Here is a 21107-nt window from a genome sequence, read left to right as displayed (position 1 = left end):
AGAAACGGACAACGCATGGCCATCCCCCCTGACTCGGTGCGCGGCCTGATCCTCTTCGCGCGCCCCGCCAACCCCTGGGTGCTTCTCTCCGCCCGGCTCACCGTCTGGGTGGCCCTCTCGGTGCTGGCCGCCCTCACCCCCGTCTACAACGCCGGCGCCCCTGTCTGGGTCTGGCCGTTCGCCCTGGTCGCCTGTCTGCTCATGGCGGGCCAGGCAATCGGCGCGATGCGCGGCAAGAGGTCCGGCTCTCGCTCCGGGTGATCACCCCTGGCCTTCCCCCTCGGAGTGAAGGACACGGAACCGGTCGGGGTGTGCCGGGTCGCGGTCGGCGACCTGGACCGATGGGACGGTCGACTGCCAGACGCCGATGCCCGGTCGGCGGGAGAACCCGATCCGGCCCCGGGTGCCCTCGACCGCCACGCTTCCCCAGGACGCGGCGATCCGCGCCCGGTCCGGGCCGTGGGAGCGCAGGATGTCGGCGAGGACCACGACCGTGTCGTAGCCCTCGAAGGCGACGAAGGAAGGTGCCGTGCGCAGTCCCTCCCGGAGGGCCGTCTCCACCCGTAGGCCCAGGGGCCCGAGCCGCTCCGGCAGATAGCGCAGGAACGGGATTCCGGCGCCGTCCGGGCCCAGCAGCCCCACCCATTCGGCGAACTCCGGCTGCCCGGCGGGCGCACCCAACAGGAGCCCGGCCAGGCGCTGATCAGCGCGGACGGCCCGGACGATCGGCACGGCCGGTTCCGGATGGCCGGTCAGCAGGAGGAGCGCGGTCGCGCCGGAGCGGACCAGCTCCCCCGTTTCGAATGCCTCCGCGTCGAGTTCTACGACGGTCCCGCCGCGCGGCGCGAGACGGTCACGCAGAATCCCCGTCCCGGCCGCCCAGTAGACGCTCGGCTGGGCCGCCACGGCGATGCGGCGGTGGCCCGCGCGGAGGAGGAAGTCCGCGTAGGTGCGCCAGCCGCTGGACTGGGGTGGGGAAAGACGGGCGACCCAGTCCGTCGGGTGCTCGGTGAGCGTGTCGAGCACCGCGGACGAGACGAGGAACGGTACGCCGAGGGCATCCGCCCTGGTCGCGGCGGCACGCGCGACGACGCTGTGATACTCCCCCGCCACGGCGACCACCCCCAGCCCGGCCAGCTCCTCCACCGCCGCCTCGGCCCGCCGCGGATCCGCCGCGGTGTCCCGCACCACCAGCTCCAGCGGCCGCCCGCCGATCCCACCCCTGTCGTTGACATCCGCTACGGCCGTCTCCAGCCCGGCGAGCAGATGCCGGCCCGCCTCCGCCCAGCCGGGCCGGGTGAGGGGGACGAGAACGCCGATCCGCACTGTGCTCATGCCGGACATTGATATCTCACAGCCCGATCTCGGCCCACACCGTCTTGCCGACGTCCCGTTCCGTGACGCCCCACGCCCGGGCGAGCAGCGTGACGAGGATGAGCCCGCGCCCGTGCTCGCCGTCTTCGTCGGTCACGAAGCGGAGTTGACGATCACCTCGCGCATCACTCACCTCGATACGGAGCGTGTCCTCGGGGAGCAGGAGGAGACGCAGCTCGAAGTCGCGTCCCGGTACGCGTCCATGGGTCACCGCGTTCGCGGCCAGCTCGGCGACGAGGTGCTGCGCGGTGTCGTTCGCCTCGGTGTCATGGGGGTGCCCCCAGATCCCGAGCTGCGCGGCGGTGAGTCTGCGGGCGAGACGGGCGCCGCGTGGGGTGGCGCTCAGACGCTGGGTCAGTTCGTCGGTGGGGGTGGAGATTTCAGCGTTCACGTGACTGAGGGTGGTGGGTTGTCTCTACGCTGACCAGGGGCGACTCGGCGACTGTCGGTAGCCGTACGAGCCCGCTGTGTCGGTGTACGAGTCGTCGGGTGGGAGGGGTGGGGCCGGTGATCGAGCGGAGGCCTGAGACGCCTGCGGAGGCCGAGGGGACGACGGCGTTGTTCGTCGCCCTGGGCAAGATGCTGAAGTTCCTGCGCGAGCAGAAGGGGCTGACCCAGAAGGAGTTCGCGAAGCTGGTGGGATACGGCCCCGACGCGATCTCGGCGATGGAGCGGGGAGTACGGATCATCCGGCCGGAGGTGTTGAAGCAGGCCGACGAACTGCTGGACGCCGGGGGCCTGTTGCTGGAGGTGATCCCGGACGTCGAGACGGCGATGACCAGGACACGGACCCGGCATCCGGAGTGGTACCGGAGTTACGCGGGGTTGGAGGCGGAGGCGGTCGAGCTGCACTTCTACGCCAACAGCGGTGTCCCCGGGCTGTTGCAGACCGCGGACCACGCCCAGGCCGTCTTCGTGAAGCGCCGGCCCTTTCTCGACCAGGAGACGATCGAGAGGCGAGTGGCGGACAGGCTCTCCCGGCAGCAGGTCTTCGACCGTGACCCCGCTCCGATCGTGAGCTATGTCCTCGAAGAGGTCCTGCTGGACCGGCCTATCGGGGGACGGCGCGTGCACGCGGATCAGCTTCGGCGCATGCTGCACGTAGGGCGGATGCAGAACGTCGAGATCCAGGTGATGCCGACCGAGGTGGAGGAACACCCCAGCCTGGACAGCGCGTTCAACCTGCTGACGCCCAAGGGACACGGTCAGGTGGCGTACACCGAAACCCAGGGATACCCCCGGCTGCTCACCGATCTGGAAGAGGTCCGCAAGATCGCGGACCGCTATGGGATCATGCGAGCGATGGCGCTCTCCCCCTCAGAGTCCCGGAAGTTGATCGAGCAGAAGCTGGAGGAGCTATGAACACCGAGCAGCTCACCTGGTTCAAGTCCAGCTACAGCAGCGGCGAAGGCGGCGAATGCCTGGAGGTCGCCGTCACCCCCGCCACCATCCACCTCCGTGACTCCAAGCACCCCCAAGGCCCCCACCTCACCCTCTCCCCCACCACCTGGTCGGCCTTCCTCACCCACCTCCCCCAGTGACCGCCGGTTCCGGATTCGCCGCCAGCCAGTCCTGAAGCTCACGGTGTCGGAACTCGTACGCGCTGCCCGAAAGGCGGAGCAAGCCGGCCTCGTGGGACCAGTGGAGGAACGGGGCCAGGTCCCACGGGAGTTGACCTCTGTTGCGCAGGAGGAAGGCCACATGCCGAGGGACTGTGGGAGCGAGGGCCAGCATGAGGCCGTGGACGATCAGGAACGAGATGATCACCACCGAAACCGGCTCACACCCGACAGGACAACCTGAAGCCGGGAAAGGAACGCTCCCAGGTACGCGGAGGAGATAGCGCCAGGCGGAGGGCGCGGCCTCCCCGTCGGTCCCCGCGTCCGACCAGACGAGTTCGACGTACACCTTGGTCCGCTCGTCGAGGAGGAAGGGGAGCAGCGAGGCGAGAAGGGCCATGACGGCGCCGTAGCCAAGCGTCGCTTTGACCAGCTGCCGTAGGGCGACCTTGCGACTCCGCCGCCGCATGATCGGCAGGGGTGCCGGCTGGGGGTTCCACAAGCAGTGGATGAGGACCACACCGCAGGTCCCCACGAGGAGAATGGAGGCGACCTTCGCAGGGTCGTCGTTCCGGGCAACGGACGTGCATATCACGGTGAGCAGGAGCCAGGGTACGGCGGCCATTCCCGCCTCGACGGCCCGCGTCCACCCGGCCGGCAACAGCCGCCACAGCCCGTGCGGGGTGAACTCACCGCGGGTGCCGAGACCTCTGGCGAGCCAGGCGAGCCGGCGGTACACGTCTGCGAGGTCGTGGGTTTCGTCGTCCGTCCCCGTCGGGTGGGTGCGGCTTGCGGCGGTGACATAGCGACCCAGGAGGTGGTTCCTCAGGGAGCCGGGGTCCGGGCACGAGAGAAGCTCCACGGGATCACCCTCCTCGGCGTAGAGGCCGGCCACGAGGGTCAGCCGCCAAGGCGTGTCGAGAGCCGTGGCGAGTTGTCCCGTCGGGTGGGCCTCCAGTTCCCGGAACAGTGGGCTCCAGTTCGACGCGGGTCACTCCCGCCGGAGTCACACGGGCCTGGAGGAGTCGGTCGTACCAGTCCGTACGGCAGGTGAGGACGTAGGGCATGCCCCGGCGCCCGTCGAGCCAGACGTCGAGCGCCCGCAACAGATCGGCGGCCCGCGATTCGGCAGCGCCGACGCCGTCGGGTCCATCTCGTCCAGACCGTCGAGCACGGGGATGACCTTGCGAGCGGTGACGAGCGCGTGAGCCGTGATCTTGGGCAACTTGTACTCGTCCACGAGGCGTTCCTGGAGCCAGCGCGTGAAGGCGCCGGCGTCCCGGGGCCCCCGCGAACCACTCCACCCCGGCAGCGCCAGCCGCACCGGCACCGGTTCGCCCGGACCTCGCCGCTCCAGCAGCGCGAGGACGAACTCGCTCGCGAGCATGGTCTTGCCCGCGCCGACGTCTCCGGTGATCACCAGGCGTCCTGAGGGGACGGAATCGTAGTAGTCGCTGATCCTCCCGAACTCCCCGTAAGCAGGCGCCTGTAGGGAGCCGGAGGTTGACGGCGGTCCATCGATCCGCCGGAAGGCCAGGTTCACGGCGTGTGTGCTTCCGGCCCCGAAGTCCCCGAGCAGCCGCCGCCGTCGCTCACCGAGCCACCACCGCCCCCCCACGTGTCCATGCCGACACCATCCCGCAGTCGGGTCCGATCGGTCAGCGGGGCGGAGACTTCGGCTTCGCCGTGCAGGCGATGAGAGATTGGCGCATTTATCCCGCTCCCGCCCGGAACGGGCCTGGTCGCACGCCCTGGAGCCTGGGACAAACGCGCCAATCGTCAGCAGCCCCCTCGGCCGAGCCGGGTGGGCGGCTGGGAGTTGGCCATGAGCATCGCCGTGGGTGTTCCGCAGGGTGTCCGCTAGTTCGGTCGCCAAGGAGCGGCCGATCCCCGAGGAGGCCCAGGTGACCACCGCCACGGGTCCGCGGGGAGGGTGCCGTACGGGGCCACGGCGTTGACCATCACGGCCCATCCGTCCCGTCCTCAACTCGCTTCTCCCGACTCGGCGTTCACCGCGGTGAATCGCGTCCAAGCAAGTCAATCAGGTGACTTGACAAGTGACTCGATCGGCATGGTGAGTGGCCGGAGTCCGTGGTACCGGACGGGCGGAGTCACCGCCGCTGACCGCCCTCGCGGGCCGTCAGCCGAACATGCCCGGCTCGTAGTCGCCCGCCGGCTGCTGGGTCATGACGTTGATGCGGTTGAAGGCGTTGATGATGGCGATCAGCGCGACGAGGGCGCCGAGTTGCTCCTCGTCGTAGTGCTTCGCGGCGTTCGCCCAGACGTCGTCCGGGACGCCGCCCGCCGCGTCGGCGACGCGGGTGCCCTGCTCGGCCAGCTCCAGGGCCGCGCGCTCGGCCTCGGTGAAGAACTTGGCCTCCCGCCAGGCGGCGACCAGGTTGAGGCGCACCTGGGTCTCACCGGCCGCCAGCGCGTCCTTGGTGTGCATGTCGACGCAGACGCCGCAGCCGTTGATCTGGCTGACCCGGAGCAGGACGAGTTCCTTCGTCGCGGCCGGCAGCGGTGAGTCGGAGACCACCTTGCCCGCGGCGATGAAGTGCTTCAGGGCCTTGCCGACGGTCGGGTTGGTGAAGAGGTTCAGACGGGGTTCCATAGCGCACTCCTTGGTGTCGTCAACTGCCTGTACCAAGAAGACGGATCGGCCGCGCGGAATGTGACACGCCCCGGTCCGGCTAACGCTCGTACAACCCCTCGACCTCCCCCGCGAAGTCCCGCATCACGGCCTCCCGCCGGAGCTTCATCGAGGGGGTCAGATGGCCCGCCTCCTCCGTGAAGTCGGTCGGCAGGATCGTGAAGCGGCGGATGGACTCCGGGCGGGAGACCATCTTGTTGGCCTCGTCCACGGCACGTTGGAGGATGGCCCTCAACTCGTCGTCGGTGACGAGGAGTTCCGCGGGTACCGCGTGTTTGCCGTTCATCTGGCGCCAGTGGTTGACGCCGTCCATGTCGAGGGTGATCAGGGCCGAGATGTAGGGGCGGCGGTCGCCGAGGACGAGGCACTGGGAGATCAGGGGGTGGGAGCGGAGCCAGTTCTCCAGCGGGGCCGGGGCCACGTTCTTGCCGCCCGCGGTGATCAGGATCTCCTTCTTGCGGCCGGTGATCTCCAGGTAGCCCTCGTCGTCGAGGCGGCCGATGTCGCCCGTGGGGAACCAGCCGTCGGCGGAGGCGGGGGCCACCCCCTCGCCGTGCGGGTCCCAGTAGCCCCGGAACACCTGGCCGCCGGCGAGCAGGATCTCGCCGTCGGCGGCGATCCGGACGCGGGTGCCGGGGAGCGGCCAACCCACCGTGCCCAGACGGGGTTTCAGCGGCGGCGTACAGGTCGCGGCCCCCGTCGACTCCGTCAGGCCGTAGCCCTCGTACACCTCCATGCCCGCGCCCGTGAAGAAGGCGGCGAGCCGGCGGCCGAGCGGGGAGCCGCCCGAGATGATGTGGCGGATGCGGCCGCCCATCGCGTTGCGGATCTTGCGGTAGACCAGCGGGTCGTAGAAGGCGCGGGACGTCTTCAGGGCGGCGCTCGGGCCCGAGCCCGTACCCGCCTGGCGGGCCTCCAGCGCCTCGGCGTAGCGGACCGCGGTGTTCGCCGCGCGGTCGAAGGTGCCGACCCGGCCGCCGCTCTCCGCCTTGGCGCGGGCGTTGTTGAAGACCTTCTCCAGCATGTACGGGATGACGAGCAGGAAGGTCGGCTTGAAGCTGCCGAGGTCGGCGAGCAGGTCCTCGGCCTGGAGGCTGGGCGCGTGGCCGAGGCGGACCCGGGCGCGGATGCAGGCGATGGCCACCATCCGGCCGAAGACGTGCGACATCGGCAGGAAGAGGAGGGTGGCGAGGTCCTCCGTGGCCTTCGACTTGAAGACGGGGTAGAGGAGTTCGACCGCGTTGTCGACCTCGGCGAGGAAGTTGCCGTGGCTCAGCACACAGCCCTTCGGACGGCCCGTGGTCCCTGAGGTGTAGACGACGGTGGCGACCGTGGCGGGGCCCAGCATGCCCCGTCGTACGCCGATCTCCTGGTCCGGGACGTGCTGGCCCAGCTCCCCGAGCCGCTCCACATGGCCCTTCTCCATGACCCAGAGGTGGCGCAGGTCGGGCAGCCTGCTCAACTCCGGTCCCAGCGCGGCGGCTTGGCCCGTCGTCTCGGTCACCAGGGCGACCGCGCCGGAGTCCTGGAGGATGAACCGGGTCTGGAAGACCGAGGAGGTCGGATAGATGGGGACGGTGACCAGACCGGCCGCCCAGGCGGCGAAGTCGAGGAGCGTCCACTCGTACGTCGTCCGCGCCATGACCGCGACCCGGTCGCCCGGCATCAGCCCCTCGGAGATCAGGCCCTTGGCGACCGCGAGCACCTGCGCGGCGAACTCCGCGGCCGTCAGGTCGATCCAGTCGCCGTCCTGGGTACGCCGGCTGACCACCCGCTGCTCCGGCGCCGCCTCCGCGTTGTCGAAGGGCAGGTCGGCGAGCGAGCCATGGGTCACCGGCGGGGCGAGCGGCGGGACCGACACCTCCCGGACCTCTCCGTCCAGGCGCACGATCTCGGGCTCGACGAGGACCGGCTCGCCGTCGTAGTCGGTGCCGGAGGTGTAGGAGAGGGACATGGGGCGGCTCCTGGGGCGCGCGGTGGGTTTCCGCACTACTGCTTGGATACGCGCGATGCGTGCCCGAATGTTCACCAGGGGTGCACGACTCGGGTGTTACCGATGGTTAGCATGGCGATCCTAGGCATCCCGCGTGGTGGGTTCGTGCGGATTCGGGGCGGGTCCCGGGCCGGGCCTGTGCAACCTCGGGTGCAAAATGAGCCCCTGTCACCTCCTCAGGGCTTCACCGGCCGCCCCTCGTACATCGCGTCGATCCAGCCCCCGAACTCCTCGGCGACGACGTCCCGTTTCAGCTTCATCGACGGCGTGAGGTGGCCGTTCTCCTCGGTGAAGTCCACCGGCAGCACGGTGAAGCGGCGGATCGACTCCGGCCGGGACACCAGCTTGTTGACCTCGTCCACCGCGCGTTGCAGCACGGCCCGCAACTCGTCGTCGTCCAGGACCAGTTCGGGAGGAACCGGATGCTTGCCCCGCATCCGGCGCCAGTGACTGAGCCCCTCCACGTCCAGGGTGATCAGGGCCCCGACGTAGGGGCGGCGGTCGCCGACCACCATCACCTGCGAGATCAGCGGGTGCGCGCGCAGCCAGTTCTCCAGCGGCGCCGGGGCAACGCTCTTGCCGCCCGCGGTGATCAGCATCTCCTTCTTGCGGCCGGTGATGTAGAGGTAGCCCTCGTCGTCCAGGTGGCCGAGGTCGCCGGTGGCCAGCCAGCCGTCGTCGGTCGCGGGGGCCAGCCCGTCGGCGTACGCCTGCCAGTAGCCGCGCAGGACATGGTCGCCGGCCAGCAGGACCTCGCCGTCCGCGGCGATGCGGACGCGGGTGCCGGGCAGCGGCCAACCGACCGTGCCCAGCCGGGGTTTGAGCGGCGGGGTCACGGTCGCCGCGCCGGTCGTCTCGGTGAGGCCGTAGCCCTCGTAGATCTCGATGCCCGCGCCGGCGTAGAAGGAGGACAGCCGCCGGCCCAGCGGGGAGCCGCCGCAGATCATGTAGCGGACCCGGCCGCCCATCGCCTTGCGGATCCGGCGGTAGACCAGCGGGTCGTAGAAGGTGCGGGCCGCCTTGAGCGCGGCGTTCGGGCCGGGCCCGGCGCCGGTGTGCTGGGCCTCCAGCGCCTCGCCGTAGCGGCAGGCGACGCCCACCGCGCGGTCGAACGACGTGACGCGGCCGCCCGACTCGGCCCGCGCGCGGGCCACGTTGAAGACCTTCTCCAGCATGTAGGGGATGGTGATGAGACAGGTCGGCCGGAAGCTCGCCAGGTCGGGCAGCAGCTCCTCCGACTTCAGGCTCGGCGCGTGCCCGAGCCGGACCCGGGCGCGCACACAGGCGACCGCGACCATCCGGCCGAAGATGTGGGCCATCGGCAGGAAGTGCAGGATCGCCGCCTCCTCGCTGGTCCGCGAGCGGAAGACGGGATAGAGCAGCTCGATCGCGTTGTCGACCTCGGCGAGGAAGTTGCCGTGGGTGAGCGCACAGCCCTTCGGACGGCCGGTGGTACCCGAGGTGTAGACGACGGTCGCGAGCGTCTCCGGGCTCAACATCCCCCGCCTTACGGCGACTTCGGCGTCCTGCACCTGGGAGCCGTGCTCGGCCAGGCGCTCCACATGGCCGCGCTCCATCGCCCACAGGTGGCGCAGGTCCGGGAGTTGGTGGAGTTCGGGCCCAAGTGCCGCGGCCTGTGCGGCGGTTTCGGTGACGAGGGCGACCGCGCCGGAGTTCTGCAGGATCCAACGGGCCTGGAAGACCGAGGAGGTGGGGTAGATCGGCACGGTCACCAGGCCCGCCGCCCAGGCGGCGAAGTCCAGGAGCGTCCACTCGTAGACGGTCCGCGCCATGATCGCGAGCCGGTCGCCGGGCACCATCCCCTCGGCGATCAGGCCCTTGGCCACCGCGAGCACCTCGGCGGCGAACCGCTCCGCCGTCACGTCCACCCAACCGCCGCCCTCCGTACGGCGGTTGAGCACGACGTCGGTGGGGGCGAGCCGCGCGTTGTCGAAGGGCAGCTCGGCGAGCGAGCCGTGCGTCGACGTCGGGACGAAGGGCGGTACGGCGACCTCGCGCACCACTCCGTCCAGGCGCCGGATCACGGGTTCCACGAGCACCGGGGTGCCGTCGTAGGTGGTCGCGTGAACCGCCGCGACTGCGGGTGGGGGTGAGGTGGACACGGGCGACTCCAGACGTTCACCAGAGTTGCCCTGCGGGGAGTTTCCGCAGGTCGGACAGGAGATCGTATTGCCCGCGCGTGATGAGGTCGTGAGGGTTCGGCGATGGTCCGGCGGCGGGAGTGTGCAGTCTGGCCGCTTTTCTTGACGCTCGGTAGCTACCGGGCGGTATGCTGAAACTTTTTCACTTTCGCCACGGGTGTCACTTCCGCCGCATCTCTCCCCCCTAGGGGCCCTTACCTCGGGTAACCTGACTCCGGAGTTTCTGACTCTGGAGTAAGAAAGCCGTCGAGTGGACGACCGGGGAGACGGGCATGGCCGACCGCTATCTGAGCTTCACCGCCACGGCACCGGGCCGTTTCCTCACCCGGCGCCTCGGGCTGCCGCAGCCGGCGGAGTTGCGTCGCTGGTCTTCGCAACAGCCGTCCTTGGACGGCGGGTTGCTGCTGCTGACGGCGGGCAAGTCCGACCTGGACCTGACGGTGACGGGTCTGCCGTTCTCCTCGTCGGCGCCGACCGCCGGGGTCCTGCTGGACGCCACCGGGGTCCGTGACGTGTCGGATCTCGCCTCGGTGCACGCGGCATTGCACCCCGTCGTGCGGTCGATCGGAGCGAGCGGGCGGGTCGTCGTCCTGGGCTCGCCCCTCGACCCCGCCGACCATCACCAGGCCGCCGTCCAGCAGGCGTTGGAGGGGTTCACCCGGTCGTTGGGCAAGGAGATCGGGCGGGGGCGGACGGTCAATCTCGTACGGCTGAGGGAGGTGCGGGCGGCGGAGTCGACGTTGCGGTTTCTGTTGTCGCCGAAGTCGGCGTATGTGAGTGGGCAGGTGATCTCGGTGGGCGCGGGATCTGGCTCCGGCTTGGGCTCGGGCTCCGGCTTGGGCTCGGGTGAGGTGTCCGTGGAGGATCCGGGTCAACCCCTGCTGGGGCGGACCGCGTTGGTCACCGGGGCTGCGCGCGGGATCGGTGCGGCGGTCGTCGAGACGCTGGCGCGGGACGGGGCGCGGGTCGTCGTACTCGATGTGCCGTCGGCTCTTGAGGACGCGTCACGGCTGGCCGAACGGCTGGGCGGTACCGCGCTCGCGCTCGACATCACGGCCGCGGACGCGGGGCGGCGGATCGCCGAGGCGCTGCCCGACGGGCTGGACGTACTGGTCCACAACGCGGGGATCACCCGGGACCGGCGACTCGTCAACATGCCTGTGGATCGGTGGAGTTCGGTCCTTGAGGTCAACCTCGGGAGCGTGCTGCGCACGACGGACGCGCTGCTGTCGTCGGGAACGTTGCGCGCCGGCGGCCGGATCGTCGCCACGGCCTCCATCGCGGGGCTCGCCGGAAACGCGGGCCAGACCAACTACGGCGCGAGCAAGGCGGGCATCGTCGGCCTGGTGCACTCGCTCGCACCGCGCGCGCTCGCGGAGCACGGGGTGACGGTCAACGCGGTCGCCCCCGGTTTCATCGAGACAAAGATGACGGCGGCCGTCCCGCTGTTCATCCGGGAGGCAGGCCGACGCATGAACTCCCTTGCCCAGGGCGGCCTTCCGGCGGACGTGGCGGAGACGACGGCGTGGCTGGCACATCCGGGATCGGCCGCGGTGAACGGGCAGGTCATACGGGTGTGCGGGCAGAGCCTGCTGGGGGCGTGATGGCGGTGCACTCGGAGGATGTACCGGCGGAGGGGGCCGGGGTGGGTGGGTCCAGGTCGGGTGAGCCCAGGTCGGGTGAGTCCTGGTCGGGTGAGCCCAGGTCGGGTGAGTCCTGGTCAGGTGGGTCCAGGTCGGGTGAGTCCTGGTCAGGTGAGTCCTGGTCGGGCGGTGGGCGGGGTGGTGGCTCCGGGGACGGTGAGGCGGGGACGGGCGGGTCGTGGTCCGGCAGCGCGCGGGGCGGTGGCACGGGAGCCGGTGACTCTTCGGCCGGCGAGGCAGGCGCCCGCTGGGCCTGGGCGGACGGTGGGCGGGGCGGTGGCGCGCGGGCCGGTGGTGTGGGTTCCGCCAGGTCCGCCAGGTCTGCGCTTGTTCTCGCGCAGGCGCCCGCTCTTGGGCCGCTGTTGCTGCGAGGGGCGCTGCGGTCGCCCTTCAAGCGGCCCGCGCCCGACGCGGACTTCCCCCCGACCCGGCTCGTGCTGCCCGGACTGCGGGTCGACCTCGCGCGGCTCGCCGCGTACGAGCGGGTGTGCGGGTTCCCGACGGGCGACGACGCGCTGCCGGTGACGTATCCGCACGTGCTGGGCTTTCCGCTGGCGATGAGCCTGATGAGCGGACGGACCTTCCCACTGCCGCTGCTCGGACTCGTCCACACGTCGATCGAGATCACCCGGTACCGGGCGGCGCCGGCCACCGGCGAGTACGAACTCACCGTGTACGTCGAAGGGTTGGGCCCACACCGACGCGGAACCGAGGCCGCCGTGGTCACGGAGCTGCGGGCGGGCGAGGAGCTGGTGTGGGAGTCGGTGAGCACGTATCTGGCTCGGCACGGGGTGGACTCGGGGCGGCCGAACGCGGGACAGGCAGACTCGGGACGAGAGGACTCGGGGCGGGCAGACTCGGGTGAGGCGGCCGACACCGCTCCACCGAACGCACCCACCGCCGGGCCGGAGGCGGAGACACCGCACCACCCGCCCACCGGCCCGGAGGCGCACGCACCGCACCACCCGCCCACCACCCCGGAGGGACACGCACCGCACCCGCCCACCACCCCGGAGGGACACGCACCGCACCCGACCACCGGCCCCGAGGGACACGCACCGCACCCGCCCACCGAGCCGGAGGCGCACGCACCGCTCCCCGCCATGGCCGAATGGCGGCTGGCCGGAGACATCGGCCGCCGGTACGCCGCCGCGTCCGGCGACCGCAACCCGATCCACCTGTACCCGCTCACCGCCCGCCTCTTCGGCTTCCCCCGCGCCATCGCGCACGGCATGTGGACGGTCGCCCGCTGCCTGGCCGCACACGGCACCCCCGAAGCGGCCCTGGTACGCGCGGAGTTCAAGGCACCGGTGCTGCTGCCCGGCACGGTGACCTACGCGGCGGACGCCGAACGCTTCGAACTGTGCGGCGGGGACCGCGTCCATGTGACGGGCGGGGTGTACCCCCTCACGTCCTGACGAGCGGGATGTACCCCTCATGTCCTGACGAGCAGGGCGTACCCCCTCATGCCTTGACGAGCAGGGCGTACCCCCTCACGCCTTGACGGGCGGGACGTACCCCCTCACGTCCTGACGAGCGGGACGTACCCCTCTCCTCCTAACGGCCGCCGGGCCGCGCCTACCCGCTCACGTCCTGGCGCGTCCACGGCCGCCCCTCCATCAGGTTCCCCAGCCCGGCCCACGCGAAGTTCATGAGCGTGCCGGTGGACTGCCTCGCCGTGACCCCCTCGGTCGCGTTCGCCCAAGCGGCCAGCGACTCCGCGGCGCCGACCAGGGCCTCCGCGAGCCCGGCGACCTCGCGCTCGGGCAGGTCGGGGTCACGGTGCGCCTCCCGCGCCGCGACCACGATCAGCTCGGTCACGAACGCGACGATCTCCTCGCGCATCGCGGTGACCTCCGCGGCGAACGCCTCCCCGTGGATCCGGGCCTGGAGATGCAGCACCGACCAGCCGTACGGGTTCTGCGCGGTGTGCGTGAAGAACGCCAGCAGCCCGTCCCACAACTGCCGGTCCGCGGGCACCCCGGTGACCACGCCGGCCCGGATCGCCACGGTGAGCGCGGCCGCCTCCCGCCGGATGCACGCGGTGAAGAGGTCTTCCTTGGAGTTCAGATACAGATAGACCAACGGCTTGGACACACCGGCGAGTTCGGCGATCTCGTCCATCGACGCCGCCATGTACCCCCGCTGCCCGAAGATCCGCACAGCGGCATCCAGCATCTGCTGCTCACGAACCGCCCGCGGCATCCGCTTAGCCTTCACTGCACCCATGGCCCAAGCGTACGGTCCGACCCCGCGGAATCCTCCCCCCGAGGTGGCGGACTGGCTCTGCCGGGCGGCTCGGTCGGCGTGGGCACGCTCCTCCAGGCGCGGCAGCAGGGGCGTTCGGCGCAGGAGGTGTTGTCGGCCGTGCGTGCGGCTCAGGGGGTGGTGGGGCGGTTGCGCGTGCGATGAGCCCGCGGGTCGTTCAGGACGTCTGGGGGGCCTGGCCCTGGGAGCGGGCGGCGGCCTCGTCGACCGCCTCGTCCTCCTGGGAGCGGTTCGCCTCCAGGTTGCTCTTCATCCGGTCGACCCGCTGGGCGACCTGGATGGAGGCGCGGTCGCGTTCCTTGCGGAGGGCCACGAAGCTGATCGGGGCCGAGATCAGGAGCGAGAGCAGGACGATCCACATGCCGTTGGAGGCGCCCAGGCCGCGCGGGGCGAGGCCCGAGTAGACGAGGCCCCAGACGACCACGAGGCAGCCCACGAAGATCCCGAGGCGCATCAGCGTGTAGCGGAGCATGTCAATCCACTCTTCCGGTTCATAAATGGGGCACCGTCCAGTGAAGCACGCCGGGCACGCGATCTTCGACGGGGGTCAGGTGAGCGGCAGCAGCATGATCACGTCGTCGCGGTCGTCCCCGGGGGCGACCCGTATCGCGCCGGGGATCCGGCCGACCTCCTTGTAGCCGCAGGAGCCGTAGAAGCGCTCCAGGCCGAGGCCGCCGCGGCAGGTGAGCCGGATCGCCTCGATGCCGTCGATCCCGCGGGCCGCGTCCGCGGCGGCGGCGAGCAGGTCGCGGCCGTAGCCGCCGCCCTGGTGGCGGGGGTGGACCATCACCGTGTAGAGCCAGAGCCAGTGGGTCATCAGCCGGTGCGTGTTGAAGGTGAGGAACGCGGTGGCCGCGACCCGTCCGTCCGCGTCGTGTCCGACCAGCAGCCGGGCGCGGCCGTCCGCCATCGCCGCGAAGTGCTTCACCAGCTCGGGGCGTATGGTCTCGCGCTCCACGGGCGCGACGAAACCGACGGCACCGCCCGCGTTGCTGACGTCCGTCCACAGGTCGAGGATGCCGTCGCGGAGGGCGGGAGTGACGGCCGGGTCGAGAGTAAACGTAAGGGACACAGCGCCATCGTAAGCCTTACGACAGCACGCGTGCCGCCACCTCGAGATCCGCGACCAGCCCCCGGTACGCCGCCTCGCGGTCGTCCGACCGCAGCACGGAGGACGGGTGCACGGTGGGCACCAGCCGCTCCGGCCTCCCGTGGATCTCCTCCTCCAGCACGGTTCCGCGCACCTGCGTGACGCGGAAGGAGGAGCCGAGGAGGGCCTTCCCGGCGGTGGCCCCGAGTACGACGATCAACTCCGGCTTGACTACGGCGAGTTCGGCGGCCAGCCACGGCCCGCAGGCGGTCATCTCCCGCAGCGTCGGAGCCTTGTGGATCCGCCGCTTCTTGGGCTCGGGCTGCGTGAACTTGAAGTGCTTGACGGCGTTGGTGACATACGCCTGGTCGGGATCGATCCCCGCCTCCGCGAGAGCGCGGTCGAGCAGCTTCCCGGCGGGTCCGACGAACGGCTTCCCCTGCCGGTCCTCCTGATCCCCGGGCTGCTCCCCGACGAGCATCACCCGCGCGTCCACCCTCCCCGCCCCGAACACGGTCTGCGTGGCGTCCCGGTGCAACGGACAGCCCCGGCACTCCGCCGCCGCCCTCCGCAACCCGGAAAGCCCGCCCCGTTCCGGAACAAAGGGCTCGGCACTGTACCGCTCCTCCGGAGCGGAGGTCCGCGGACTCATACCACCCGAGTACCCCTCGTCCAAGCCTCCATGTCGCGAGCCGGATCAGCCGGCCGAAATCACCGCCGCCACATCTGTCCGACATTGCGCGAAGGGCGCCTCGTGGGCCACTTTCGGTGCCGTGACGACGAGAGACTCGGCGAACGCCTCCACCTCGGGATCGGGCCGCCAGTCGGTCTCCGACTCACAGCGGACCGAGACGAGGGAGCCGTCGGCGGAGAAGCGCAGTCGGTGGCCGCCTCGGAAGGAAAGGTCGCCGTCACCCCTGGCTGCCGGGTCAGCAAGCCCATTCAATTCCCCCCTTTGAGCTGGGGGAAGCCCTTCACACGCGCATCGGCTGGGGGGATTCGCGGCGGGTCGGGTTCGGGCCGTCGTACTCGCGGATGATCTCGTAGCGGGTGTTCCGTTCCACCGGGCGGAAGCCCGCGTCGCGGATCAGGTCGAGGAGGTCCTCGCGGGTCAGTTTGTTGGGCGTGCCGTAGTTGTCCGCGTCGTGGGTGATCTTGTACTCGACCACCGAGCCGTCCATGTCGTCCGCGCCGTGCTGAAGTGCGAGCTGCGCGGTCTGGACGCCGTGCATCACCCAGAAGACCTTGACGTGCGGGACGTTGTCGAAGAGGAGGCGGGAGACCGCGAAGGTCTTCAGCGCCTCGGCGCCGGTCGCCATCTGGGTACGGGCCTGCAACCTGTTGCGGACCTTGCCGTCCTTCATGTCCACGAAGTCGTGCTGGTAGCGCAGCGGGATGAAGACCTGGAACCCGCCGGTCTCGTCCTGGAGTTCGCGGAGGCGCAGGACGTGGTCCACCCGGTGGCGCGGCTCCTCGATATGGCCGTAGAGCATCGTGCTCGGGGTCTTCAGACCCTTCTCGTGCGCCAGACGGTGGATCCGCGACCAGTCCTCCCAGTGGGTCCTGTGGTCTACGATGTGCTGGCGGACCTCCCAGTCGAAGATCTCCGCGCCACCGCCGGTCAGCGACTCCAGGCCCGCGTCGATCAGTTCGTCCAGGATCTCCGACGCCGAGAGACCCGAGATCGTCTCGAAGTGGTGGATCTCCGTCGCCGTGAAGGCCTTCAGGGACACCTGAGGCAGCGCCGCCTTCAACTCCCGCAGCGAGCGCGGGTAGTAGCGCCACGGCAGGTTCGGGTGCAGGCCGTTGACGATGTGGAGTTCGGTGAGGTTCTCGCTCTCCATCTCCGTCGCGAGCTTCACCGCCTCCTCGATGCGCATCGTGTACGCGTCCTTCTCCCCCGGCTTGCGCTGGAAGGAGCAGTACGCGCAGGACGCCGTGCACACGTTCGTCATGTTGAGATGCCGGTTGACGTTGAAGTGGACCACGTCGCCGTTCTTGCGCGTCCGCACCTCGTGCGCGAGTCCGCCCAGCCAGGCCAGGTCGTCCGACTCGTACAGCGCGATGCCGTCCTCACGGGTCAGCCGCTCACCGGCCCCGACCTTCTCCTCCAGCTCGCGCTTGAGCCCGACGTCCATACGACACCCTTTCTACGACGACCTGTCCCACCGTACGTCTACGCCTCCTCGGGCAGCTCCCCGACCCGGTTCTCCCACTTGGTGGACAGCACGATCGTGGTACGGGTACGGGAGACGCCCTTGGTGCCGGACAGCCGCCGGATGGTCTTCTCCAGGCCGTCGACGTCGGTGGCCCGCACCTTGAGCATGTACGAGTCGTCGCCCGCGATGAACCAGCAGTCCTCGATCTCGGAGAGGTCCTTCAGCCGCCGGGCCACGTCCTCGTGGTCGGTCGCGTCGGAGAGCGAGATACCGATGAGGGCGGTGACGCCGAGGCCGAGCGAGGCGGCGTTCACGGTGGCGCGGTAGCCGGTGATGACACCGGCCGCCTCCAGCCGGTTGATGCGGTCGGTGACGCTGGGTCCCGACAGGCCGACGAGGCGTCCCAGCTCCGCGTACGAGGCCCGGCCGTTCTCCCTCAGGGCCTGGATGAGCTGCCTGTCCACCGCGTCCATGCGATCGAAGCCTTCCACTGAAAAGTGCCGTAAGTGATGAGAGGTACTGCTGTGCCGTGCCCTACCGGTCGGTGCCCGCCCCGCCGCCCAGCTCGCCCCGCCAGCGCCGGTACAGCCCGTGCTCGACGCCCGCCGCGTCCAGCACCCGCCCGGCGACGAAGTCCACCAGGTCCTGGATGTGGGTGGCGCCCGCGTAGAAGCCGGGCGAGGCCGGGACCACGCTCGCACCGGCGTCGTCCAGCGTGACGAGGTGCCGGAGGGTCTGGCCGTTCAGGGGGGTCTCCCGTACGGCCACGACCAGCGGCCGCCGCTCCTTCAGTGTGACGCTCGCCGCGCGCTGGAGCAGATCCTTCGAGAGCCCGAGGGCGACACCGGCGACGCAGGCCGTGGAGGCGGGGACGATCAGCATCCCTTTGCTGGGGTACGACCCCGAGGACGGGCCCGCGGCGAGGTCCCCGGCGTTCCAGTACCGCACGCCGCTGATGTCGGCCTCGTGCGTGCCGGGCTTGCCGTCGGCGCCCCGGGCCAGCCATTCGCGCAGGTCGTCCTGCCAGTGGGCGTCCCGGAAGGAGATACCGGTCTCGTCGAGGAGGGTCAGCCGGGAGGCCCGGGACACGACGAGGTCGACTGCCTCGCCGGCGTCGAGGAGGGCCCGGAGCACCGACGCGGCATACGGGGTGCCGGAGGCGCCGGAGACCCCTACGATCCAAGGCGTACGGCGCATCTCTCCTGGCTTGACTGGGTTCACACCCCCGAGCCTATCCGGCGCTGCGGGGTGGGAACCGGCCAAGGGGGTCGGGGCGTTCTCAGGTGGGGACGGGTGAGGGGGCTGTCATGACGGATACGCGACTGGAGTGGACCCAGGGCGACAGGGCGAAGGCCGCGGCCAAGCTGATGCTGGGCTGGGTGGCGTTGCTGTGGGTGCTCGAAGTGGTCGACGTGGTGAGCGGGCACGCGCTGGACGGGCTGGGCATCACCCCGCGCGAGCCGTCCGAGCTGGTCGACGTCGTCCCGGCCGCCTTCATCCACTTCGGGTTCGCCCATGTGGCGGCGAACAGCGTCCCGCTCCTGGTCATGGGCTTCCTCGCGGCGCTGGGAGGCATCCGGCGTTTCGCGATGATCTGCGCGGCGATCATCGTGGCCGACGGGCTCGGGGTCTGGCTGATAGCCCCGGCCCACACCAACACGGCGGGCGCGTCCGGCCTGATCTTCGGCCTCTTCGGCTACCTCCTGGTGAGCGGCTTCGTGGAGCGCCGCCCGTGGGGAGTCGTGGCGGGCCTGCTGGTCGGCGCGGTGTGGGGCGGCGCGATCCTGGCGGGCCTGGCCCCGACCCAGACGGGGGTGAGCTGGCAGGCGCACCTGCTGGGCCTCATAGCGGGCGTGGGCACGGCGTTCGTCTTCCGACGCCGGGCGACTCCGGCGGCGCTCACGTCGTAGGGGCGCGGTCGGGGGGAGCGGCGTAGGGGCGCGGTCAGGGGTCCGTCGGCGGGTCGGGCAGAGACCGGTCGGCGGTCGGTCGACGGTCGGGCAGAGACCGGTCGTCGGTCGGTCGGCGGGCCGGGCAGAGACCGGTCGTCGGTCGGTCGCGGGGTGATCCAGGGTGTTCGCCACGTGCCGAGGCGGCGCCGGGGTGTGGCGCCGCCTCGGGGGCCGGGCCCCGGGTGCTCGGGGACCGGCATCAGGGAGTGCTACGGCCGTGCGTCAGCAGGCGTAGGAGCTCGACGCGGCCCAGTAGTTGAGCTGCCCCCAGGTGATGGGACCGATGATGCCGTCGTCGTCGATGCCCACACAGCGCTGGAACCTCACCACCGCGGCCCGGGTGTTCGAGCCGAAGTAGCCGTCCACCGTGAGGTTGTCACCGGTCATGGCCCAGTTCAGCTCGCACTGCGCCTGCTTCACCGCGATCTTGTACGCGCTGGGCGCGTAGGAGAGCTCGGGCTGGCTGCCGGTGTACTCGCAGCGGCCGGAGATGATCGCGGCCTGGGCGGGTGCCGCGGTGACGAGCGGCAGGGCGCCGGCGACACCCATGGTCGCGAGACCGGCCACCAGCAGCGAGACGATGCGCTTACGGATCATTGTTTTCCCCCTGTAGGAGTTGCCTGCGGCGGGACCGGAGCGCTCCCGCTCGCGCCGCGGGCGGGCGTCCGGCCGGAACCACTGTCGGACCGGGTGCTGCAAGCGGGGCGCAGTCCCGGTGCAGTCCTGGCGCAATGGCCGTGCAGTGGCGGCTGGTTCTGGGGTTGTTCGACCGGCTGGTGAGCGCGGATCCTGGACGCGGGATATTCGGGGGATATTTCGGGGGGAAAAGTGGAGTTCCGTCTGCTCGGCCCTGTGGAGGTATGGGCTTCGGGCCGGCCCTTGGCACCGTTCGCGCGGAAGCCGACCGCGCTGCTCTCGGCCGGGCTGCTCGACGCCGGGCGGGTGGTGTCGGTCGACCGGCTGATCGACGCCGTATGGGGTGAGGACCCGCCGGACACGGCCGCCAAGCTGGTGCAGAGCTATGTGTCCCGGCTCAGAGGGGTGCTGCACCGGCCGGACCGTCCCGAGGTGATCGTGACCCGGCCCGGCGGCTACCTCTTCCTTCCGGGGCCGGACGGACTCGATCTGCGCCGCTTCCAGGAACTGCTGGAACGCGGCCGTACGGAGGCGGGCAGGGGCGAGCACGCGACGGCCGCGAACACCCTGGAGGCGGCGCTCGGCCTGTGGCGCGGGCCCGCGCTCGGCGGCCCGGCGACCTCGTCGCTCCAGCTGGAGGCGGCACGGCTGGAGGAGATGCGGATGACCGCCGTCGAGGAGATGCTCGACGCGCGGCTGGCGGCGGGCGGTGGGGCCGAGCTGGTGGGTGAGCTGACCCGGCTGGTGGCCGGACAGCCACTGCGGGAGCGGCCGCGCGGCCTGCTCATGGCGGCCCTGCACCGCTGCGGGCGCCGCGCGGAGGCTCTACGGGTGTACCGGGACGGCCACCGGGTGCTCCGCACCGAACTGGGAATCGAGCCGAGCCACGCCTTACGCGACCTCCACACCCGCCTCCTGACAGGCGACACCCGGGACGCCACGGGTCCTGCGGACGGCGTGCGGAACATCGGGGAGACCGCCGACCGCACGGACCGCCTGCGGAACATCGGAGACCCCGCCGACCGGGCCGACCCCATGCGGGACACCGGAGGCCTCACCAACCAGGCGGACCACGCACGGGACAACGGGGACCCCGCCGACCGCACGGACCGCCTGCGGGACACCGGAGACCCCGCCGACCGGACGGGCCACACGCGGGACACCGGAGACCCCGCCGACCGGACGGACCACATGCGGGACACCGGAGACCTCGCCGACCAGGCCGACCACGCACGGAACCTCGCGAACACCCCCGACCTGACGGACCGTATGCCGAACCACGGGGACCGGACCCGCACCCCGACCACCACCCCGGCAACCGGCTCGCCCCCCACCCCCGCCCACGTCGGCCGCCCCACCCCCCGTGTGCGACGCGGCCGCCCCGGCAGGAGACCCGTCCTGTCGCCGCCCGCCCAGCTCCCCGCCCCTCCGCACCGGCTGACCGGACGCGACGCCGAGGCGGACCGCCTCGTGTCCGCCCTGCTCGGCACCGAGGCCGACACCAGCACCGGCACTGACGCCGACACCGCCACCCGGCCCGAACCCTCGCCCGAACCCCACCCCGGCCCCCACCCCGGCACTACGACTCTCCCTCGGCTTTCCCGCCGCGACTACGGAC

General features: G+C 71.0%; 22 protein-coding genes. 7 read left to right on the top strand and 15 right to left on the bottom strand.

Features of this window, described 5'->3' with window-relative positions; genetic code table 11:
* The first annotated feature begins 15 nt into the window (after positions 1–15).
* Positions 16–261 (top strand): hypothetical protein, encoded by a 246-nt coding sequence (locus ABZ896_RS10875; protein WP_360925300.1) that lies wholly within the window; start codon positions 16–18, stop codon positions 259–261.
* Here ABZ896_RS10875 and ABZ896_RS10870 read toward each other — a convergent pair whose 3' ends face one another.
* Positions 262–1344 carry an ABC transporter substrate-binding protein gene (locus ABZ896_RS10870; RefSeq protein WP_360925298.1) on the bottom strand — a complete coding sequence of 361 codons (1083 nt, stop codon included), beginning with the start codon at positions 1342–1344 and terminating at the stop codon, positions 262–264.
* A gap of 7 nt (positions 1345–1351) precedes the next feature.
* Positions 1352–1765: an ATP-binding protein gene (locus ABZ896_RS10865; protein WP_360925295.1), complete on the bottom strand. Its 414-nt coding sequence runs from the start codon at positions 1763–1765 to the stop codon at positions 1352–1354.
* A gap of 116 nt (positions 1766–1881) precedes the next feature.
* Between ABZ896_RS10865 and ABZ896_RS10860 the strand changes: the two genes are divergently transcribed.
* On the top strand, positions 1882–2736 hold the full coding sequence (locus tag ABZ896_RS10860) for a helix-turn-helix transcriptional regulator (protein WP_360925292.1): 855 nt from the start codon (positions 1882–1884) through the stop codon (positions 2734–2736).
* Positions 2733–2915 (top strand): DUF397 domain-containing protein, encoded by a 183-nt coding sequence (locus ABZ896_RS10855; protein ID WP_360925289.1) that lies wholly within the window; start codon positions 2733–2735, stop codon positions 2913–2915. The genes ABZ896_RS10860 and ABZ896_RS10855 overlap by 4 nt, the downstream gene beginning before the upstream one ends.
* Here the strand turns inward: ABZ896_RS10855 and ABZ896_RS10850 are convergent.
* From ABZ896_RS10850 to ABZ896_RS10830, 5 genes are all read right to left on the bottom strand, one after another.
* Positions 2896–3795, bottom strand: a complete 900-nt coding sequence (locus ABZ896_RS10850; RefSeq protein WP_360925286.1) for a hypothetical protein — start codon at positions 3793–3795, stop codon at positions 2896–2898. The genes ABZ896_RS10855 and ABZ896_RS10850 overlap by 20 nt on opposite strands.
* Before the next feature lie 144 nt (positions 3796–3939).
* Positions 3940–4353 (bottom strand): hypothetical protein, encoded by a 414-nt coding sequence (locus ABZ896_RS10845; RefSeq protein WP_360925283.1) that lies wholly within the window; start codon positions 4351–4353, stop codon positions 3940–3942.
* A gap of 720 nt (positions 4354–5073) precedes the next feature.
* Entirely contained in the window at positions 5074–5547 is a 474-nt protein-coding gene (locus ABZ896_RS10840) for a carboxymuconolactone decarboxylase family protein (protein ID WP_360925280.1), read from the bottom strand.
* Positions 5548–5626: 79 nt separating this feature from the next.
* The gene (locus ABZ896_RS10835) at positions 5627–7540 is read right to left on the bottom strand and encodes an AMP-dependent synthetase/ligase (RefSeq protein WP_360925277.1); all 1914 of its coding nucleotides are present in this window, start codon (positions 7538–7540) and stop codon (positions 5627–5629) included.
* A 215-nt stretch (positions 7541–7755) separates the two neighbouring features.
* On the bottom strand, positions 7756–9702 hold the full coding sequence (locus ABZ896_RS10830; protein ID WP_360925274.1) for an AMP-binding protein: 1947 nt from the start codon (positions 9700–9702) through the stop codon (positions 7756–7758).
* Positions 9703–10013: 311 nt separating this feature from the next.
* Here ABZ896_RS10830 and ABZ896_RS10825 point away from each other — a divergent pair, with 311 nt between their 5' ends.
* Positions 10014–11345, top strand: coding sequence for a 3-oxoacyl-ACP reductase (locus ABZ896_RS10825; protein WP_360925271.1), 1332 nt, complete (start codon positions 10014–10016; stop codon positions 11343–11345).
* A 401-nt stretch (positions 11346–11746) separates the two neighbouring features.
* Positions 11747–12802 (top strand): MaoC/PaaZ C-terminal domain-containing protein, encoded by a 1056-nt coding sequence (locus ABZ896_RS10820; RefSeq protein ID WP_360925268.1) that lies wholly within the window; start codon positions 11747–11749, stop codon positions 12800–12802.
* A gap of 160 nt (positions 12803–12962) precedes the next feature.
* On the opposite strand, the gene ABZ896_RS10815 is transcribed toward ABZ896_RS10820, so the two are convergent.
* The 7 genes from ABZ896_RS10815 to ABZ896_RS10785 form a co-directional block, all read right to left on the bottom strand.
* Positions 12963–13613, bottom strand: coding sequence for a TetR/AcrR family transcriptional regulator (locus ABZ896_RS10815; protein WP_360925265.1), 651 nt, complete (start codon positions 13611–13613; stop codon positions 12963–12965).
* Between the two features lie 196 nt (positions 13614–13809).
* The gene (locus ABZ896_RS10810; protein WP_360925262.1) at positions 13810–14124 is read right to left on the bottom strand and encodes a DUF4229 domain-containing protein; all 315 of its coding nucleotides are present in this window, start codon (positions 14122–14124) and stop codon (positions 13810–13812) included.
* Between the two features lie 75 nt (positions 14125–14199).
* Positions 14200–14724, bottom strand: a complete 525-nt coding sequence (locus tag ABZ896_RS10805) for a GNAT family N-acetyltransferase (protein ID WP_360925259.1) — start codon at positions 14722–14724, stop codon at positions 14200–14202.
* Between the two features lie 16 nt (positions 14725–14740).
* Entirely contained in the window at positions 14741–15394 is a 654-nt protein-coding gene (locus ABZ896_RS10800; RefSeq protein WP_360925256.1) for a UdgX family uracil-DNA binding protein, read from the bottom strand.
* A 322-nt stretch (positions 15395–15716) separates the two neighbouring features.
* The gene (mqnE, locus tag ABZ896_RS10795) at positions 15717–16880 is read right to left on the bottom strand and encodes an aminofutalosine synthase MqnE (RefSeq protein WP_360925253.1); all 1164 of its coding nucleotides are present in this window, start codon (positions 16878–16880) and stop codon (positions 15717–15719) included.
* Positions 16881–16918: 38 nt separating this feature from the next.
* Entirely contained in the window at positions 16919–17374 is a 456-nt protein-coding gene (locus ABZ896_RS10790; protein WP_360925250.1) for an Lrp/AsnC family transcriptional regulator, read from the bottom strand.
* A gap of 61 nt (positions 17375–17435) precedes the next feature.
* On the bottom strand, positions 17436–18098 hold the full coding sequence (locus ABZ896_RS10785; protein WP_360925500.1) for a UbiX family flavin prenyltransferase: 663 nt from the start codon (positions 18096–18098) through the stop codon (positions 17436–17438).
* Positions 18099–18208: 110 nt separating this feature from the next.
* Here ABZ896_RS10785 and ABZ896_RS10780 point away from each other — a divergent pair, with 110 nt between their 5' ends.
* Positions 18209–18811: a rhomboid family intramembrane serine protease gene (locus tag ABZ896_RS10780; RefSeq protein WP_360925247.1), complete on the top strand. Its 603-nt coding sequence runs from the start codon at positions 18209–18211 to the stop codon at positions 18809–18811.
* A 264-nt stretch (positions 18812–19075) separates the two neighbouring features.
* Here ABZ896_RS10780 and ABZ896_RS10775 read toward each other — a convergent pair whose 3' ends face one another.
* Entirely contained in the window at positions 19076–19450 is a 375-nt protein-coding gene (locus ABZ896_RS10775; protein ID WP_360925245.1) for a peptidoglycan-binding domain-containing protein, read from the bottom strand.
* Between the two features lie 282 nt (positions 19451–19732).
* On the opposite strand from ABZ896_RS10775, the gene ABZ896_RS10770 reads away from it, so the two are divergent.
* Positions 19733–21107: AfsR/SARP family transcriptional regulator (locus ABZ896_RS10770; RefSeq protein ID WP_360925242.1), on the top strand; the 1375-nt coding region annotated here is incomplete at its 3' end.

The sequence above is a fragment of the Streptomyces sp. NPDC047072 genome (assembly GCF_040643855.1).
GTDB lineage: Bacteria > Actinomycetota > Actinomycetes > Streptomycetales > Streptomycetaceae > Streptomyces.
Note: the sequence above shows the minus strand (reverse complement) of the source record. Positions and strands in the feature narration are given on the sequence as shown.

Bases quoted from the DNA above. Each gene is read 5' to 3' on its own strand.
- ABZ896_RS10855 (WP_360925289.1), top strand. From the start codon at position 2,733: ATGAACACCGAGCAGCTCACCTGGTTCAAGTCCAGCTACAGCAGCGGC.
- ABZ896_RS10835 (WP_360925277.1), bottom strand. From the start codon at position 7,540: ATGTCCCTCTCCTACACCTCCGGCACCGACTACGACGGCGAGCCGGTC.
- mqnE (WP_360925253.1), bottom strand. From the start codon at position 16,880: ATGGACGTCGGGCTCAAGCGCGAGCTGGAGGAGAAGGTCGGGGCCGGT.
- ABZ896_RS10785 (WP_360925500.1), bottom strand. From the start codon at position 18,098: ATGCGCCGTACGCCTTGGATCGTAGGGGTCTCCGGCGCCTCCGGCACC.
- ABZ896_RS10780 (WP_360925247.1), top strand. From the start codon at position 18,209: ATGACGGATACGCGACTGGAGTGGACCCAGGGCGACAGGGCGAAGGCC.
- ABZ896_RS10870 (WP_360925298.1), bottom strand. From the start codon at position 1,344: ATGTCCGGCATGAGCACAGTGCGGATCGGCGTTCTCGTCCCCCTCACC.
- ABZ896_RS10810 (WP_360925262.1), bottom strand. From the start codon at position 14,124: ATGCTCCGCTACACGCTGATGCGCCTCGGGATCTTCGTGGGCTGCCTC.
- ABZ896_RS10840 (WP_360925280.1), bottom strand. From the start codon at position 5,547: ATGGAACCCCGTCTGAACCTCTTCACCAACCCGACCGTCGGCAAGGCC.
- ABZ896_RS10875 (WP_360925300.1), top strand. From the start codon at position 16: ATGGCCATCCCCCCTGACTCGGTGCGCGGCCTGATCCTCTTCGCGCGC.
- ABZ896_RS10790 (WP_360925250.1), bottom strand. From the start codon at position 17,374: ATGGACGCGGTGGACAGGCAGCTCATCCAGGCCCTGAGGGAGAACGGC.
- ABZ896_RS10815 (WP_360925265.1), bottom strand. From the start codon at position 13,613: ATGGGTGCAGTGAAGGCTAAGCGGATGCCGCGGGCGGTTCGTGAGCAG.
- ABZ896_RS10775 (WP_360925245.1), bottom strand. From the start codon at position 19,450: ATGATCCGTAAGCGCATCGTCTCGCTGCTGGTGGCCGGTCTCGCGACC.
- ABZ896_RS10825 (WP_360925271.1), top strand. From the start codon at position 10,014: ATGGCCGACCGCTATCTGAGCTTCACCGCCACGGCACCGGGCCGTTTC.
- ABZ896_RS10800 (WP_360925256.1), bottom strand. From the start codon at position 15,394: ATGAGTCCGCGGACCTCCGCTCCGGAGGAGCGGTACAGTGCCGAGCCC.